Source organism: Subsaximicrobium wynnwilliamsii (assembly GCF_007997225.1).
Classification (GTDB): Bacteria; Bacteroidota; Bacteroidia; order Flavobacteriales; family Flavobacteriaceae; genus Psychroserpens; species Psychroserpens wynnwilliamsii.
In genome coordinates, this window is record NZ_VORM01000013.1 from 88,638 (window position 1) to 104,924 (window position 16,287).

Genomic DNA, 16,287 nt, shown 5'->3' on the forward strand with positions numbered 1-16,287 from the left:
ACCCAAATAAGCCTCTGCGCCTTTGCGACCCTACCTACCGGCAGGCAGGTTTGCGAAAAAAAATAATCTAAATTAAAATGAATCTTCAAACTAAACTTCTACTCCAGCCATCCACCGCAAATCCCATTGACTACAACTCAAAGGTCTTGTTATTGGGTTCCTGCTTTTCAGAGCATATTGGCGACAAATTTGGGTATTTCAAGTTTCAGCACTTACAGAATCCGTTTGGGATCTTGTTCCATCCTTTGGCTATTGAGCGCTTGATTTCAAAGGCTTCCGCTGAAAAACGGTTTACAAAAAATGATGTCTTTCAGCACAATGAACAATGGCATAGTTTTGACGCCCATTCCAGGCTTAGCCATACTTCCGCAGAAAAATTAGTGGAAATATTAAATGTTCAGATTGAGCAAACGCATCAATATATAACAGCAGCGACGCACATCATCATCACTTTGGGTACTGCTTGGGCTTACAAACTCAAAGCAACCCAACAAACGGTTGCCAATTGCCATAAGCTGCCGCAGAACGATTTTGATAAGCATTTACTTTCAGTAGACGCCATTTCTGAAGCATTAGAACGTATTTCAGAAACCATTTATTCCCATAATAAAAAGGTAAGTCTGATTTTTACAATCTCACCCGTGCGGCATCTCAAAGACGGTTTTGTGGAGAACACCCAAAGCAAGGCGCATCTCATTACGGCGGTGCAGCAAGTATTGCGCACAAAAGACAAAGGTAGGCCAGTATCATTTTATTTCCCTTCTTATGAGTTGATGATGGATGAGTTGCGAGATTACCGCTTTTACGCAGCCGATATGATCCATCCCAACAGCACTGCTATCGATTACATCTGGGAGCGCTTCAATGAGCAGTGGATTTCTAAAGACACGCAAGCCGTTATGGAAGACGTGCAAAGCATCCAAAAAGGATTGGCGCATCGCCCATTCAATCCAAAATCTGAGGCACATCAAACTTTTCTCCAGAATTTAAAGGGCAAACAAGAGGCTTTAAGAACGCGGTTTCCGCATTTGGGATTTTGAAAACTCTTTAAAGTGTGTAAGGTTTTGCAGTATTTCTTGCCCTTAAGTTTCCTAAGCACTTCTTATTAGGGAAGAAATAGCACCCGTTTAATCTTGCGTGTAATCTTAACTAAGCTTGGTTTTGCCTTTTATAATTCCAAAAATTCAGAATAGCAATTATACGTCTTAAAGGCTTCTTTTTCCGTTTGCTATTCAACTCCTAAATGTTTTAATCAAGGACAACAAAGACACTGTTAAAGTGGATAAAGAGATTTTGTTGAAGAATAAAAAACCAGAATATCAAGCAGATGAATATGCTGGCTATTTGTATTACAAACCAAATGATAAGACTATTTACGCCTATAATCTCAAAAATTGATTCTTGTTTTTGAGGTTTTGATCTTATGTAATTTCTTACGGATTGCGCTTAATCTTTTTTAACTGCTTATGGTCGAATAAACAACCACTTATCTTTAATAAGTACTATATTTAAATGCTATTAATCAATTTTTTTTAGGAAAGCATCAGTTTTTAATTTGACTTCGGTTCAAATAAATTGATGCTTTTTTTTATGCCTTCCAATGACCTTAAAATGGGTCTAGTTACCCTGGGTAATGAAAAGGAGAATGTGAGTGCAGCACATATTCAGTTTGATTTTTCTTATGAGGCTTCGGAAAAAGGACAACTCAAATTCACTTCGGTGGAAGGCATGAACATCTATCGCATCATCCAGCAAAGTATCCATAATGCCATTAAATATGATGAAGCTGAACATATTGAAGTCATATGTCATTAGGATCAAGCTGTTATGACCATCACTCTTACCGACGAAGGGAAAGGCTTTGATTTGAATACGGCCGAAATGGAAAATGGCATCGCCAACATGAATAAACGCGCTCAAGAGATCAATGCCGATTTGAAGCTGACCACACAAATTGGGCAAGGCACGGTGGTGCATCTAAATCTAAAACAGCAGGGTTAGAAATACGACAAACGGCGTATAGTTGGGTTTCTTAAAAAGCGTAACTTTTAGTTTTTAAAATTGGGCACATGAACATTAAGATCGCTACAGTTGACGACAATAGCTTCCTCATTAGTACCTTATAGGAAAAGCTGTCTTTTTTTGAGGAGCTTAGCATAAAGTTTAGCGCCATGAATGGATTTGAATTGTTGACCAAGATTGATGGCAACCAAAATACGGATTTAATTTTGATGGACATTGAAATGCCTGTGCTCAATGGGATTGAAAACACAGAGCTCATAAAGCAGAAATATCCTCACATCAAGATCATCATGTTGACTGTTTTTGTTAAAAAAAAACCGGTCTTTATCAAATATGAACCATCACTTCACCCGTACACTATCGGGTACCAACTGTGCGTAATCCCCATGATTTCTAATCACATCGCGCACAATGGAGGAGGAGATAAAGGAGGTGCGTGCTGCAGTAAGTAAAAACACGGTTTCTATTTTTGACAATTTTCGGTTGGTGTGGGCTATGGCTTTTTCAAATTCAAAATCTGCGGGGTTACGCAAGCCTCTCAATATGAATTGTGCATCTACCTTTTTACAGAAATCAGTTGTAAGCCCTTCATAAGTGACGACTTTGATTTTCTCTATGTTTTTAAAGGCCTCTTCAATAAAAACGAGCCGTTCTGCTACAGTGAACATGTATTTCTTATCGGCATTTACGCCAATGGCGATAATGACTTCATCAAAAAGTTTGATGCCTCGCATGATAATGTCGTAGTGACCGTTGGTAATCGGGTCAAAAGATCCTGGAAAAAGTGCTCGTTTCATAGTAATGTTCCGAGAAAGCGGAAATCTTATTTCAAATTAATCGCTTCATAGAAATAACGTTTTGATGCGATAGGTGGTTTAGTGTCTCGTTTAAATTTCCTTAAATATACAATTCTGAATTGATTTCACTAGTCTCAAAAATTGTATTCTCTAAGTGATCGCCTCAAAATTTTTCTGCATTTTAAGATGGTATTCCGTTATCTCAACAACATTAAAACCAAGTTTGGAATACAATTTTTGGGCTTTTCCATTCACTTTAAATACCTTAAGCTGAATTGATTTTTCAAGTGCATTAGCGTTCTCGATTAAAAGCTGCATCACAAAATTCCCGATTCCCAAATTCTGGAATTGGTTCTCAATCAATATATTTTTTAGAATAAAGTGGGCATTGGTTTCTACTAACTCATAATAACCAATGGGCTTGTTCTTATAAATAATAATAGTGGTTGCCGACCTTGAAAAATGATCATTATGAGCCTTAAGTTGAACCATTTCATCCCAGCCCCAAATTGTGTTTACATAAGGTTTAAGGGATAGTTGTTTTATGCGATAGCAAATTTCTTTATCAGATGCTGTTGCTGGTCTCAAATGTAGATTGTCCATGGTGTTATTTAAGAAGAAAATGGGTAAGCACCGTACTTTGATTAAGGATACGAACCACTTGGTTACTCACAGCTTTCAATAACTCGACAATATAAAACGATTCATCTAAAGTGTATGTGTTGTTCATTTTTAGGAGATGTACTTCTATTTCTTTTCTGAAACGATCTGAATCGTCACTCTTTTAAGAATCCAAACCTGACCACAATTTATAGGCTCATAACTTTTCTTCGGAAGAAAACAGAACTCAATCCCTACCCTTTTTCTGAAGATTCAAAGCCGATTCCACCGCGCTTTCAAACAGATGCTTTAAACTAATGCCGGCTTCTTTTGCTTGTTGGGGCAAGATGCTCGCTTCCGTGAGGCCAGGTACCGTATTGACTTCCAACAAATGCGGTTCTCCGTTTTTAAAGATGTACTCGCTTCGGCTAAACCCTTTTAGGCGCAAGACTTCGTACACTTTTTTGGCTATGGTTCGCACTTTTTCAGATTGCTCATCGCTGATGCGTGCTGGTGTGATTTCTTGGGACTGGCCTAAATATTTGGCCTTATAATCAAAGAAATCATTGTCTGATACTATTTCTGTAATTGGCAGTACCGTTACTTTGCCCTTGTAATTAATGACACCTACCGAAACTTCAGTCCCATCCAAATAAGATTCAATGATCACTTCATCATCTTCCGCGAAAGCGACCTCAAACGCGGTTTTAAAATCTTCCTTTTGATACACTTTTGAAATCCCAAAACTACTACCTGCGCGATTGGCCTTCACAAAACAGGGCAATCCCACTTTGGCGATAATGGCATCCTCATCAATGGCATCGCCCAAATTCACAAAATAGGATTCGGCACATTGGATACCATAAGGTTTTAGGGCGCTCAAACAATCCCTTTTGTTAAAGGTCAAGGCAGCTTGGTACATATCTGCACTGGTTTGTGGGATATGCAACAACTCCAAATACCCTTGCATATAACCGTCTTCGCCTGGTGACCCGTGAATGGCATTGAACACACAGTCAAAAGTGATTTTGGTCTCATTTACCATTACTGAAAAATCGTTCTTATCGATGGGGAATTCCTCCTTTAAATCATTAACAAACACCCATTTATCCTTTAGAATATGGATGCGGTAGAGATGGTATTTTTCAGGGTCCAAGGTATTGTAAACCACTTGACCGCTTTTCAGGGAGATTTCAAATTCACTTGAAAATCCGCCCATGATGATGGCAATATTTTTTTTCATGTAATTGTCCTGTTGATCAGGCATTTTTAATGTTCAGAAATCACTTCAGTTTATATTCCAACCTTTAAATAGCGCTTTACAAGGCAATATTTCATCGCAAAAATGGTTATTAAACCGTGAATGCAAGCGCTGAGGTCACAAACAAAAATACCAAATAAACCCACAATAAAAACCCTTTCGTTTTTATATATTTGCCACGACTAATCCAAATGATAAACACGATACAATGAGTTTTTTAAGGTTCGTAAAGAGTAAAGCCTTTTTTACACAGATTTTAATTGCCATTGTAGCTTTGGTGGTCATCGTATTCTTAACTTTGCAGTGGTTGGATTATACCACAAACCACGGTGAGTTTATCAAGGTGCCCGATTTAACCGGTCAAAGTTTGAGCACTGTTGAAACAGAGCTTGATAGAGCCGATTTAACGATGGAAATCCAGGATTCGGCCAATTTCAATCCCGATTATCCAAGATTTTCGGTCATTGAACAATACCCTTTGGCAGGAACCCAAGTGAAGGAAAATCGTAAAATTTACCTCACGCTAAACCCTTCCGGGTACAGGAAAATGGAAATCCCTAACGTGGTGCGCCGTACCTTCCGTCAGGCAAAACCAACCTTAGAGACCTTAGGTTTCCAAATTGGCAGCATTACTTACGTTGATGATATTGGGAAAGACGAGGTTATCGCCATCAAGCACAAAGGTAAAACGCTAGAACAAGGGGATTTGCTTGCGCTCAACTCAAAAATCGATGTCGTTCTTGGTAACGGAAATCGTTAAAAAACACCAACATGACTACTGAAGATTCCACAATTGACGAACAAGATGATGAGTTGTTCGAACATCACTCGTTCACTGCAGACAAGGGTCAATCGCCTTTGCGCATCGATAAATATTTGATGAACCGCATCGAGAATGCAACGCGCAACAAAATCCAATCAGCCGCTAAGGATGGCAGTATCTTTGTTAATGACATTCCGGTAAAATCCAATTATAAAGTCAAGCCAAAAGACCATATTCGTGTGCTTTTGGAATACCCACCCTACGAAAATCTCTTAACTCCAGAAAATATTCCCTTAGACATCGTTTATGAAGATGAGGTGCTTTTGGTGGTCAACAAACCTGCGGGAATGGTAGTTCACCCCGGTCATGGCAACTATTCTGGGACACTTATAAACGCTTTAGTGTATCATTTTGACAACCTGCCCAACAACTCCAGTGACCGCCCAGGATTGGTGCATCGTATCGATAAAGACACCAGCGGACTCTTAGTGATTGCCAAGACCGAACAGGCTATGGCGCATCTCGCGAAGCAATTTTTCAATAAAACCAGTGAGCGCGAGTACGTCGCCATTGTTTGGGGAAATATGACCGATGATGAAGGCCGAATTGAAGGCAATATTGGCAGACATCCCAGAAACCGCCTGCAGAATACCGTTTTCGAAAATGACGAGGATGAAAAAGGCAAGCCAGCAGTGACCCATTACAAGGTTATAGAGCGTTTGGGCTATGTTACCTTGGTAGGCTGCAAACTGGAAACCGGGCGTACCCATCAAATCCGCGTGCACATGAAGTACATAGGACACACCATTTTCAACGACGAGCGTTATGGTGGCGAACGTATTTTAAAAGGCACTACTTTTACCAAATACAAGCAATTTGTTGACAATTGCTTCAAGATTTTACCGCGTCAAGCGCTACACGCCAAAACCTTGGGATTCAAGCACCCTGTGACCGGCGAGCAACTGAGTTTCGATTCGCCAATCCCCGACGATATGCAGCAGTGTATTGAGAAATGGCGTAATTATGCGACGCATGTGGAATAGAGTTTTGGGTTTGAGATTCAATGCTCAATGTTCAATGATCAAGGTTCAAGGTTCAATCTTCAATGTTCGAAAAACAACATAAAAAATAGTAAATCGGTTTTCTCTATCAGACCTGCCTGTCGGTGGGCAGGGGCGCAGAGATGCTATAATTTTTCAATAATTCGGTTTTTGGAATTTGGTGCTTTGCTTTTGGGTTTTTAAATTCCTAATTCTTAATTTCTAATTCCTCAATCGGTTTTCTCTCGCAAACCTGCCTGCCGGCAGGCAGGGGCGCAGACCTGTCTGTTGGTAGGTAGGGGCACAAAGATTTTTTTGATTTTGCTGACAGCGGCAAGCTTTTAGACGAATTTTAAATGTAATAGCTTTCTTAAGCTCTAAAAGACATTTTAAGTTTTGAAAATAAAAATGAAAATCAGATGCGATTAATTCTCAAATTTTCACGAATCAAGTCTTATGTCTTGCAGCGCAGTGGTCTTAAGTCTCTGTCGGACAAAATTGTTTTTAAATAACACTGTTTTTGGAATTTGGTGCTCTGCTTTTGGATTTCTAATTTCCTGATCCCTAATCCCTAATCCCTAATCCCTAATCCCTAAATCCTCAATCGGTTTTCTCTCGGAGATCTGCCTGCCGGTAGGTAGGGGCGCAGAGGTGTTTTGATTTTTCAATAATTCTGTTTTTGGAATTTGGTGCTTTGTTTTTGGATTTTTGTAAATCGTCAATCCTTCCAAGGGCGTTCCCCTTTATTGCCCAAAAGCAATAAAGCGTCAGGCTCTCGCGACTCGCTTCCAGACCTTTGAAAAAAAAGGTCTGGAGAGCTCAAACAATCGCTCCATCCTTAACGCGCATTTCGTTGGAATCCAATCCAAATCTAAAATTTGATCAATACGTATAATCAAAACTTATCGTGGCATTTCGTTTAAAAACAGCATTGGGTTGCAATTGCCAGTTATCAATAGTAACTTTATAAAAGTTTAATGAGAAGTAGTTGAAACATCCCAGTTTAACACCATACATACACTTATGAAATTAGTATTATCACCAGCAAAATCATTGGATTACGAAAGTAAATTGCCAACTACCAGAGCCACGCAACCAGCGTTTCTTGATGCTTCAGGACGTTTAAACAAACAGCTCAAAAAACAATCGCGCAAGCAGTTGTCCAAATTGATGCACATCTCCGATAATTTGGCAGACCTCAATTATGAGCGCAACCAGGAGTTTAGGCTTCCGTTTAACAAAGACAATGCTAGGCCAGCCATTTATGCCTTTGCAGGCGACGTGTACCGCGGGTTGGATGCCTACACCATCGCCAACGAAAAAATAGATGGACTTCAAGATACCGTGCGCATCCTCTCCGGTCTCTATGGCGTTTTAAAGCCTTTGGACCTCGTGCAACCTTATCGTTTGGAAATGGGTACGAAGTTTCCTGTGGGGAAACATAAGAATTTGTATGAATTTTGGAAAAAAGATATTACTGCCGCTTTGAATAAGGAATTGAAGGATGACGAATTGTTCATCAATTTGGCCAGTAACGAATATGTTAAGGCTATTGATGCCAAAACCTTAAAAGTACCAGTGACCGAGATTAAATTTCAAGAATTGAAAGATGGTGATTACAAAACCGTTGCCATTTATTCAAAATTGGCAAGAGGCTTAATGGCGCGTTACATTGTAGAGAACAACGCGCAAACATTGGAAGACCTGAAAGGATTTGATGGCGAAAACTATCGATTTACTGAAAAATTATCATCGGATAACGAGTTGGTTTTTACCAGATAGTCAGGATTTTTTATTCGGATTGATTTTATCCTCAGGTTTAGGGCGTTTTTTAATGCGTGGTCGTCTCACTCCAAAAGTACCTCTGTTGATTTTGCCGCGTCTCGTTTTTTTGTCACCTTTTCCCATAGCTGTATTTTTTTCCGGATGCCTGTGCTTAAAAGCAAAATAGAAATCCGTTGTTTGAAGTTCATGTCTTAGCTAAATATAATACGACTTTTAATTGAAGATTCAAAGTAATATATCGCAATAAAATGTTCTTTCATAAGCATCCCTATTCGCCCTTTATCCAGCTTGACAGCAAAAAATTGATCGTGGGCACTCTACCACCGCCGCGCTTCACTACAGGCGATTTGTTGGAAAAGGACGTCGACTTTTGTTACGGGAGTTGCTACAACTCGCTTTGGCTGTTTATTGATGAAATTTATGAATTGGACTTGCGTTATGACAATTCCGATACAGCCGTCCAGCAACGCAAACAGTTTCTCGTCAAACATAAAATTGGTGTTTGTGACATTGTGGAGAGTGCCGAGCGTGAGAAAATCGACGCGTCCGATTTGGGGATGAATAACATCGCATTACGGGATATTATGGCATATCTCAAAAAATTCCCAAACATCGAAACGCTAATTTTCACGGGAGGCAACAGTAAAAACGGACCAGAATATTTTTTCAGAAAGCATCTTAAAACTTACGATTTGAAGTTGAGATTGGTCTCTAATGAGGTGCCACGAATACACGAATTCATCATGCCAGCTCAAAATTTGAGCAATCCAACTCAGCTCAGGACCATAAAAACGGTATCCTTGAGTTCCAGTTCTGGAGCAGCGAACATTTCCATAAGCCGGATGCCCTTATACAAACAGCTCAAAGCCAAAAACCCAGATTTCAATACCTTTGATTTTAGGGTCATGCAGTATCGCGAGTTTTTGTGATTTTGAAACCCTTATCTAGTGGCCACAAAGCTGTCTGTCGACACGCAGGCACACGAATTTTTGCTAGAAAAACCTTTCAGGTTTTCAAAACCTGAAAGTTTTAAACATCAGCATAGTTTCGAAAAAAAGCATGCATTCAATCTCAAATTCAGCACCTTTTGCGATTTCGAATAAATTATCGGCGTATAATAACTTCAAGGATCGCCATTGTTGGTGTTTTCCAGCAACAATCCCAGCCGATTGGGAATAAGCCAAAACCGATGTTCAAAGCATCTTATTTTATGTGTCAAAAATGTTATTATAGTTGCTGTAATTGAATAACATCAAGAGCGGCGACGCGATTTAGAACGATTTTTCAGTCTAAAAGTTTAGGGACTGAAACCGCCAACATTCAAAAGAACACCAACTTTAATTGCAAATAGGCAGCTTCTTTTTTAATTTTCACTAAATTCATGGCTTATTCATCATGCGAGATAACCAATGAAAAAAGTTCTACAAATAGCCAATGGCATCGCTTTGGTAAGCACCATATTTATTAATTATTTGTCTAACACTGGCGCAATCAATGGCACCACCATTGGCCAAGTGAGCAACGACATGAAATCCCTATTCACTCCCGCAGGTTATGCCTTTGCGATATGGGGTTTTATTTACTTGCTCCTCATCGGTTTTATCGTGTATCAAGGACGCAGTTTATTTGTAAAGGTTAGGGATGACGACTTTGTGTTGCGAATTGGTTGGACTTTCGTCATTTCTTGTGTGGCAAATTCTGCCTGGGTGTTTTGTTTTCTTTACGGTTACACGGGATTATCTTGTGTGTTTATCTTCTTGCTATTGTTATCCTTGCTTAAAATCGTCATTGATAACTCTATGGAGCTTTGGGATGCGCCCATGTCGGTCATTGCCTTTTTGTGGTGGCCCTTTGTGTTTTATAGCGGCTGGGTCACCGTGGCCAGCATTGCAAATGTATCGGCTTATTTAGTGAAAACAGGATGGGACGGCTTCGGTATTTCTGCAGTGACTTGGACCCTAATAATGATCGGGGTTGCACTAATCGTCAATCTCGCCATCACTTGGAAACGCAACATGCGCGAGTTCGCCTTGGTTGGTGCTTGGGCTTTGGTTGCCATTGCGTATGCCAATTATGAAAAGCATGATGTTATTGTGTATTCGGCAGCATTGGCAGCCGCGATTTTAGTGATAAGTAGCGGCATTCATGGTGCGAAAAACAAAGACACCAATCCTTTTAATAAATGCAAGGAATATCTTCAAAATAAGGCCTAAGCTAATCAGTGATCTTGCTAGAGGTGTTCGGTCGGTAAGGCTTCAGTGCCATACCGATTTTTAGAAGGAGAAGTCATTTTCTTGCAGTCTTTCTTATTAATTACGCGTGTCCGATTAAAATGCTTAAAAAAGTCACTAAGCAACTTTTGAATCCTATGGATTAAGAGGTTTTACGATTGACATCTAGCTTTTTGAAAATAATTTTATCAGGCCTGAGATGAAGTTTTTAATTTAAAGCCTTGCTGTTTGTCAGTTAGTTTCAATTTAGTCTAGGTTCTAGGTTCTAGCAGTCTTGGTTCTTATATCGGATAACAATGATTATTAATTTTTTAGAAAATCAAGGTCTTTCTCGTTCCTAAAAATGATTTCTTTTCTTCGGAAAAACCTTCCGTTAAATCAAAATGCGAAAAAATTCAAAGGCGTTTTCAATACATGAAGTTGCTTTTGCATTTGAGTTATGACGATGCCTTCCGCGGTAAAAACAAACATAAAATTACAATTCATCCCAATATTACCACAACTCGGTACTTCACATTTTAAAAAGCGCTGCCCGTCAAGGATATTTGCTTCAAATCAAAACCATACCAATTATGAGCACACTAGCCAAAATTTTCATTTTTGCGATATTAAGCCAAACCTTTTCGAACGCGCAAGAGCCAAACCTAAAAAGCATTACGGTAAAAATTCAAAACTTAAGCTCCAATCAAGGGATGGTTTATGTTGCGCTTTATAATGCCGAAGCCACCTTTTTAGGCAAGGGCATTCAATCCTCAAAAACAATGGTTAGCAATAAAAGTTGCGAGGTTGTCTTTAAAAACCTGCCAGAAGGCGTTTATGCAGTTTCCTTTTTTCACGATGAAAATGGTAACGGGAAACTTGACACTAACTTTATGGGCATTCCCAAGGAAACTTATGGTTGCTCCAATAACGCTCAAGGCTTCATGGGGCCACCAAAATGGAGCGACGCCAAATTTGAGATGAGTAATGAAAATATAGAACAAACCATAACACTTTAATACAATGAAAAATTTAATAGTAATAGTCGCAGTGCTAATCTCTGGAATAGTGACCGCCCAAACCAATTATGAAAAAGGCATGGAACAAGCCTTCGCCCTCTGGCAAGACAACAAGACCGATGCCGCCAAAAACCTATTTGAGCGCATCTCAAGTGCTGAGTTGGATAATTGGTTACCCCATTATTACATTGCCCAAATAAACAGCCTAGAAAGTTGGGATGAAACCGATGCCCAAATATTGAAAGCCAAGTTGGACAAGGCACAAGAACATTTAGACCTCGCCATGTCTATGAGTAAGGATAATGCGGAATTATTAGTATTGCAAGCCCAGGTGTTGACCAATTGGGTGGCGTTTGATGGCATGACCTATGGCATGAAATACAGCGGGAAAATCACAGAACTGTATCAAAAGGCAATGGCCTTGTCGCCAAACAATCCGCGTGTGGTTTTGGGTAATGCCGAATGGAATATGGGCAGCGCCAGATATTTTGGCAAAGACACCAAGCCCTATTGCAAAGATGTGGAAAAAGCCATAGAACTTTTTGCTAACTTTAAACCGGAATCTGAATTTGCTCCAAATTGGGGTAAAGCGCATGCAGAGGCCGTTTTTAAAAGCTGCGAATAATATAACAAAACGATTATGGTAAAGGCATTTAAAAGTATCATCATTACCTTCATTATGGGCTGTATCGTTTACGCCATAGCGAAATTGATATCTGGTGGTTTTGCTTATAAGACCATCAATGCCTTTTTGATTGACTTTAGCTTTTACCAATTGTACACTTTTGTGCTCAGATATGCCAATTCGCTCTTTTTTAATTATATGGAACAGCGGCAATGGCGTAAACAAGACACTCTAAAACGCATCGTTCTTGGTATTTTGGGCTCTACCATCATTACTTTGATTTGCTTATTCTTTTTGAGGGTTGGCGTTGAGGTCTATTTTTTTGGGATGCCTTTTGAAAAATTCATCGCCAATGAAAGCTGGCAAGGCTATTCTTTTGGGCTCTGGATTACCTTATCAATCGTTTCGGTTTTTCACGTGATTTATTTTTACAATAAGTACCAAAAAAATAAAATCAAGGAACAAAAGGTTATTGCAGGCACTGCGAGTGCGAAATTTGATGCGCTTAAAAATCAACTGGATCCCCATTTCTTGTTCAATAGCCTTAATGTGCTTACCAGTCTTATCGAGGAGAATCCAGATAATGCCCAGAAATTCACAACCTCACTGTCAAAGGTGTATCGCTATGTTTTGGAGCAGAAAAACAAGGATTTGATCCCCGTAGATGAAGAGTTGGATTTTGCTAGAACCTACATGATGCTTTTAAAAATGCGTTTTGAGGACAGTATAATATTTGAGATTCCAGACCGGGCTTCAAATCCCGAGAGTAAGGTGGTGCCTCTGTCATTACAGCTGCTTTTGGAAAATGCAGTAAAGCATAATATGGTGACCAGTACAAAACCATTGCACATTAAAATCTATGAACAGGGCGGGATGTTGGTGGTAGACAATAACCTGCAGACCAAGCAAATCGTTAAAAAGAGTAGTGGCGTGGGCCTGGAGAATATCAAGCAACGCTATAAATTATTAACCCATAAAACCCTTAGTATCGCCGAAAACGCAGGACGTTTTACTGTTGCCATCCCGATGCTTACCAAACAAACTTCCATAATGAGAACCATAGAACCAATAACAGCTTATGACGATAGTTACGTTAGAGCACGTAAACGCGTCGAGGAATTAAAGGAATTCTACTACAGCTTATTATCCTATTGCGTCGTAATCCCGTTTCTTATCTTTATATATTATCAGTACACGCCTGGCATCATCCAATGGTTTTGGTTCCCAATGTTGGGCTGGGGCATGGGCTTGGCATTTCATGCCTATAAAGTTTATGTGAATGACGGCATGCTAGGCAAAAACTGGGAAAAGCGTCAAATCGAAAAATATTTACGCGAGGAGGAAGAACAACAACCTTGGAATTAAAATACACACATCATGAAAAAAAATGCAATTGAACCCTACGGCGCAGAGCAGGATAACCCTCATCTAGAACATACTGAGGCTTACCAAAAAGCAAAGCAACGGGTCAAGAAAATTATTGGATTTTATTGGCACTTGGCAGCTTATGTGATTGTGAACCTCTTTTTGCTAGGCTTGTTTAGCATCCAAAACTTAAATTTTTGGAGTTTCGGTACCTTCTCAACCGCCTTCTTTTGGGGCATCGGCCTGGCATTTCACTTTTTAGGTGTTTTTGGCTCTTTTGGTTTCTTCGGAAAGGAATGGAAAGCGCGAAAAATAAGGGCTTTCATGGATAAGGACCGAAGAAATCATTTGTCTGCATTGACCACATCAGACTCTAATTTAGATCGTGATCTCTATGAACTTGCTAGCAAAAGAGTGGAAAGGCTCAAGGGATTCTACATACATCTCAGCGTTTATGTAGTTGTGAATTTGCTCATCGTCGTTTCTAATATCAATGATTTAGAACCTGGAGAAAGCTATTTTAAATGGCAAAATTTTATAACCTTGGGTTTTTGGGGTATTGGCATATTGGCGCATTCAGCTTCCGTCTTTATACCTAATCTACTTTTCAATTCTAACTGGGAAGCCCGGAAGATGCAGGAGTTTATGGATAAGGAAGTTGAGCAGCAGCGGTGGGAGTAAGGATTGATTTAGTGTTAGGGTCGTAGTTGATTGAAAGAAAAAAGAAGATGGAAAAAAGAACCAAGAACCAAGACTAGATCGTAATTGGCTTATGGACTTTATGAACGCGAAGCATGCTAATCATACAATCTTGAAAAAATGATGTTTTTACTTGGCTTATGGGGCATTTGAAAACGCTGCCTCGGGTTTCTGGAAAAACAATTCACATCACAAAGTCTCGGGAATCGACCTCGCCAATTCACTCTAAAAACGAAGACATTCGTAAGACCCTGAGTGACGTATTCAACTTAAGCCGGTCGCATTATCTAAAACTTATGCGAAATCAAATATAGTTTGCTTAGGTCTTTCAGTTTTTTAAAGCCTGAAAGGTCTAACTATCAAATTATTAACAGCTAAAAACAATTGCTATTAATAAACCAATCCCAAAACCGCAATAACTGTTTTTATTTTGTAAATTTGCCTGCGTTTATAAGCGCAACATGACAACTACTAAATACATTTTTGTAACCGGAGGCGTATCCTCCTCACTTGGCAAAGGCATCATTGCTGCATCTTTGGCAAAACTGCTCCAAGCCCAAGGTTACAGGACCACCATACAAAAACTCGATCCTTACATCAACGTTGATCCCGGCACGCTCAATCCCTATGAGCATGGCGAATGTTATGTGACCGATGATGGTGCTGAAACCGATTTGGATTTAGGCCATTACGAGCGTTTTTTAAACGTGGCTACCAGCCAATCCAATAATGTGACTACTGGTCGCATCTACCAAAGCGTGATTGAAAAAGAACGTCGCGGTGAATTTTTGGGCAAGACGGTTCAAGTGATTCCGCATATTACAGATGAAATCAAACAACGCATCCAGATACTTGGCAATTCTGGCGATTACGATATCGTGATCACCGAAATTGGCGGTACCGTAGGTGACATTGAATCCTTACCTTATATTGAAGCCGTGCGTCAACTAAAATGGGATTTGGGTGAGCACAATGCCATCGTAATCCATTTAACTTTGGTGCCTTATTTGTCGGCGGCCGGTGAACTAAAAACCAAACCTACCCAACACAGCGTAAAAACCTTGATGGAAAGTGGTGTCATGGCCGATATTTTGGTTTGTAGAACAGAGCACGAGTTACCATCAGATTTGCGCGATAAGTTGGCAAAATTCTGTAACGTGCGTCGCGAGGCGGTTATTCAATCCATTGATGCCTCTACCATTTACGATGTGCCCAATTTGATGCTGGAGCAAGGTTTGGATACTGTGGTTTTAAAGAAATTGGAGTTGGACAGTTCCGAACCCGATTTAACGCGATGGAATCAATTTTTACAACGTCATAAAAACCCAAAGGGCGAAGTAGTGATTGGCTTGATTGGTAAATACGTTGAGCTTCAGGATTCTTATAAATCCATTTTGGAATCGTTTATTCACGCAGGTGCAGAAAATGAAGTCAAAGTTAAGGTACAGTCAATTCATTCCGAATATATTTCAGAAAAAAACGTCGCCAAGAAATTTGCGCATTTAGACGCGGTTTTAGTGGCGCCAGGTTTTGGGGAACGCGGCATTGAAGGTAAGATTGCAGCGGTAAAATATGTGCGCGAAAACAACATTCCGTTTTTGGGAATTTGTTTGGGCATGCAAATGGCAGTGATTGAATTTTCTAGAAATGTGTTGGGCATTGCAGACGCCAATTCTTCAGAAATGGACGAGAACACCAATAATCCCGTTATCGATTTGATGGCTTCACAAAAAATGGTGACCGATAAAGGCGGCACCATGCGTTTGGGAGCTTGGGAATGTGAGCTGGTGGAAGGCAGTATCGCCTATAAGGTTTACCAAAACAAAACCATCAAGGAACGCCATCGCCATCGTTATGAATTCAATAACAAATACAAGGCGCAAATAGAGGAAGCTGGCATGAAAGCCACCGGGATCAACCCAGAAACCGGTTTGGTTGAAATCATCGAAATCCCAGCGAATAATTGGTTTGTTGGCGTGCAATACCATCCAGAATATAAGAGTACGGTTGCGAACCCGCATCCACTGTTCGTGGCTTTCGTCAAAGCAGCTTTAGATTATAAAAATAGGGTTATAGATGCCAACATGGCACAAAATTAATA

Annotated in this window: 19 protein-coding genes; 14 read left to right on the forward strand and 5 right to left on the reverse strand. The window is 39.9% G+C overall.

The features are described from left to right. The first annotated feature begins 77 nt into the window (after positions 1-77). The 4 genes from ESY88_RS12055 (at position 78) to ESY88_RS12065 (ending at position 2,474) form a co-directional block, all read left to right on the forward strand. A complete protein-coding gene (locus tag ESY88_RS12055; RefSeq protein ID WP_147086887.1) occupies positions 78-1,040 on the forward strand; it encodes a GSCFA domain-containing protein in 963 nt (320 codons plus the stop codon). A gap of 550 nt (positions 1,041-1,590) precedes the next feature. Then, positions 1,591-1,815 (forward strand): sensor histidine kinase, encoded by a 225-nt coding sequence (locus tag ESY88_RS12060; RefSeq protein ID WP_147129036.1) that lies wholly within the window; start codon positions 1,591-1,593, stop codon positions 1,813-1,815. Positions 1,816-1,827: 12 nt separating this feature from the next. Beyond that, complete coding sequence (locus ESY88_RS21070) at positions 1,828-2,001, forward strand: sensor histidine kinase (protein ID WP_189702597.1); 174 nt, start codon at positions 1,828-1,830, stop codon at positions 1,999-2,001. A 170-nt stretch (positions 2,002-2,171) separates the two neighbouring features. Next, positions 2,172-2,474, forward strand: coding sequence for a response regulator (locus tag ESY88_RS12065; RefSeq protein ID WP_223270809.1), 303 nt, complete (start codon positions 2,172-2,174; stop codon positions 2,472-2,474). Here the strand turns inward: ESY88_RS12065 and coaD are convergent. The 4 genes from coaD to ESY88_RS12080 all read right to left on the reverse strand — a co-directional run bounded on the left by coaD (position 2,364) and on the right by ESY88_RS12080 (position 4,662). Continuing rightward, a complete protein-coding gene (coaD, locus tag ESY88_RS12070; RefSeq protein ID WP_147086885.1) occupies positions 2,364-2,819 on the reverse strand; it encodes a pantetheine-phosphate adenylyltransferase in 456 nt (151 codons plus the stop codon). The two genes, ESY88_RS12065 and coaD, sit on opposite strands and share 111 nt — an antisense overlap. A 150-nt stretch (positions 2,820-2,969) precedes the next feature. After that, the gene (locus ESY88_RS12075; RefSeq protein WP_147086884.1) at positions 2,970-3,422 is read right to left on the reverse strand and encodes a GNAT family N-acetyltransferase; all 453 of its coding nucleotides are present in this window, start codon (positions 3,420-3,422) and stop codon (positions 2,970-2,972) included. A 4-nt stretch (positions 3,423-3,426) separates the two neighbouring features. Then, on the reverse strand, positions 3,427-3,549 hold the full coding sequence (locus tag ESY88_RS21730; RefSeq protein ID WP_262713100.1) for a hypothetical protein: 123 nt from the start codon (positions 3,547-3,549) through the stop codon (positions 3,427-3,429). A 117-nt stretch (positions 3,550-3,666) separates the two neighbouring features. Continuing rightward, entirely contained in the window at positions 3,667-4,662 is a 996-nt protein-coding gene (locus ESY88_RS12080; protein WP_147086883.1) for a D-alanine--D-alanine ligase, read from the reverse strand. Between the two features lie 226 nt (positions 4,663-4,888). Here ESY88_RS12080 and ESY88_RS12085 point away from each other — a divergent pair, with 226 nt between their 5' ends. The 3 genes from ESY88_RS12085 (at position 4,889) to yaaA (ending at position 8,265) form a co-directional block, all read left to right on the forward strand. Beyond that, positions 4,889-5,440 (forward strand): PASTA domain-containing protein, encoded by a 552-nt coding sequence (locus ESY88_RS12085; protein WP_147086882.1) that lies wholly within the window; start codon positions 4,889-4,891, stop codon positions 5,438-5,440. An 11-nt stretch (positions 5,441-5,451) separates the two neighbouring features. Continuing rightward, complete coding sequence (locus tag ESY88_RS12090; protein WP_147086881.1) at positions 5,452-6,486, forward strand: RluA family pseudouridine synthase; 1,035 nt, start codon at positions 5,452-5,454, stop codon at positions 6,484-6,486. Between the two features lie 1,020 nt (positions 6,487-7,506). After that, positions 7,507-8,265, forward strand: coding sequence for a peroxide stress protein YaaA (gene yaaA / locus ESY88_RS12095; RefSeq protein WP_147086880.1), 759 nt, complete (start codon positions 7,507-7,509; stop codon positions 8,263-8,265). On the opposite strand, the gene ESY88_RS12100 is transcribed toward yaaA, so the two are convergent. Continuing rightward, on the reverse strand, positions 8,266-8,391 hold the full coding sequence (locus ESY88_RS12100) for a 30S ribosomal protein THX (protein ID WP_147086879.1): 126 nt from the start codon (positions 8,389-8,391) through the stop codon (positions 8,266-8,268). Positions 8,392-8,516: 125 nt separating this feature from the next. Here ESY88_RS12100 and ESY88_RS12105 point away from each other — a divergent pair, with 125 nt between their 5' ends. The 7 genes from ESY88_RS12105 (at position 8,517) to ESY88_RS12135 (ending at position 16,285) form a co-directional block, all read left to right on the forward strand. Further along, complete coding sequence (locus tag ESY88_RS12105; RefSeq protein ID WP_147086878.1) at positions 8,517-9,197, forward strand: uracil-DNA glycosylase family protein; 681 nt, start codon at positions 8,517-8,519, stop codon at positions 9,195-9,197. Positions 9,198-9,677: 480 nt separating this feature from the next. Continuing rightward, positions 9,678-10,481 (forward strand): tryptophan-rich sensory protein, encoded by an 804-nt coding sequence (locus tag ESY88_RS12110; RefSeq protein WP_147086877.1) that lies wholly within the window; start codon positions 9,678-9,680, stop codon positions 10,479-10,481. 590 nt (positions 10,482-11,071) lie between these two features. Next, positions 11,072-11,497, forward strand: a complete 426-nt coding sequence (locus ESY88_RS12115; protein WP_147086876.1) for a DUF2141 domain-containing protein — start codon at positions 11,072-11,074, stop codon at positions 11,495-11,497. Between the two features lie 4 nt (positions 11,498-11,501). Then, positions 11,502-12,122 carry a tetratricopeptide repeat protein gene (locus tag ESY88_RS12120; protein ID WP_147086875.1) on the forward strand — a complete coding sequence of 207 codons (621 nt, stop codon included), beginning with the start codon at positions 11,502-11,504 and terminating at the stop codon, positions 12,120-12,122. A 15-nt stretch (positions 12,123-12,137) separates the two neighbouring features. Next, a complete protein-coding gene (locus ESY88_RS12125; RefSeq protein WP_147086874.1) occupies positions 12,138-13,487 on the forward strand; it encodes a 2TM domain-containing protein in 1,350 nt (449 codons plus the stop codon). 12 nt (positions 13,488-13,499) lie between these two features. Then, a complete protein-coding gene (locus ESY88_RS21465; RefSeq protein WP_223270810.1) occupies positions 13,500-14,168 on the forward strand; it encodes a 2TM domain-containing protein in 669 nt (222 codons plus the stop codon). A gap of 479 nt (positions 14,169-14,647) precedes the next feature. Continuing rightward, complete coding sequence (locus tag ESY88_RS12135; RefSeq protein ID WP_147086873.1) at positions 14,648-16,285, forward strand: CTP synthase; 1,638 nt, start codon at positions 14,648-14,650, stop codon at positions 16,283-16,285. The last annotated feature ends 2 nt before the right edge of the window (positions 16,286-16,287 follow it).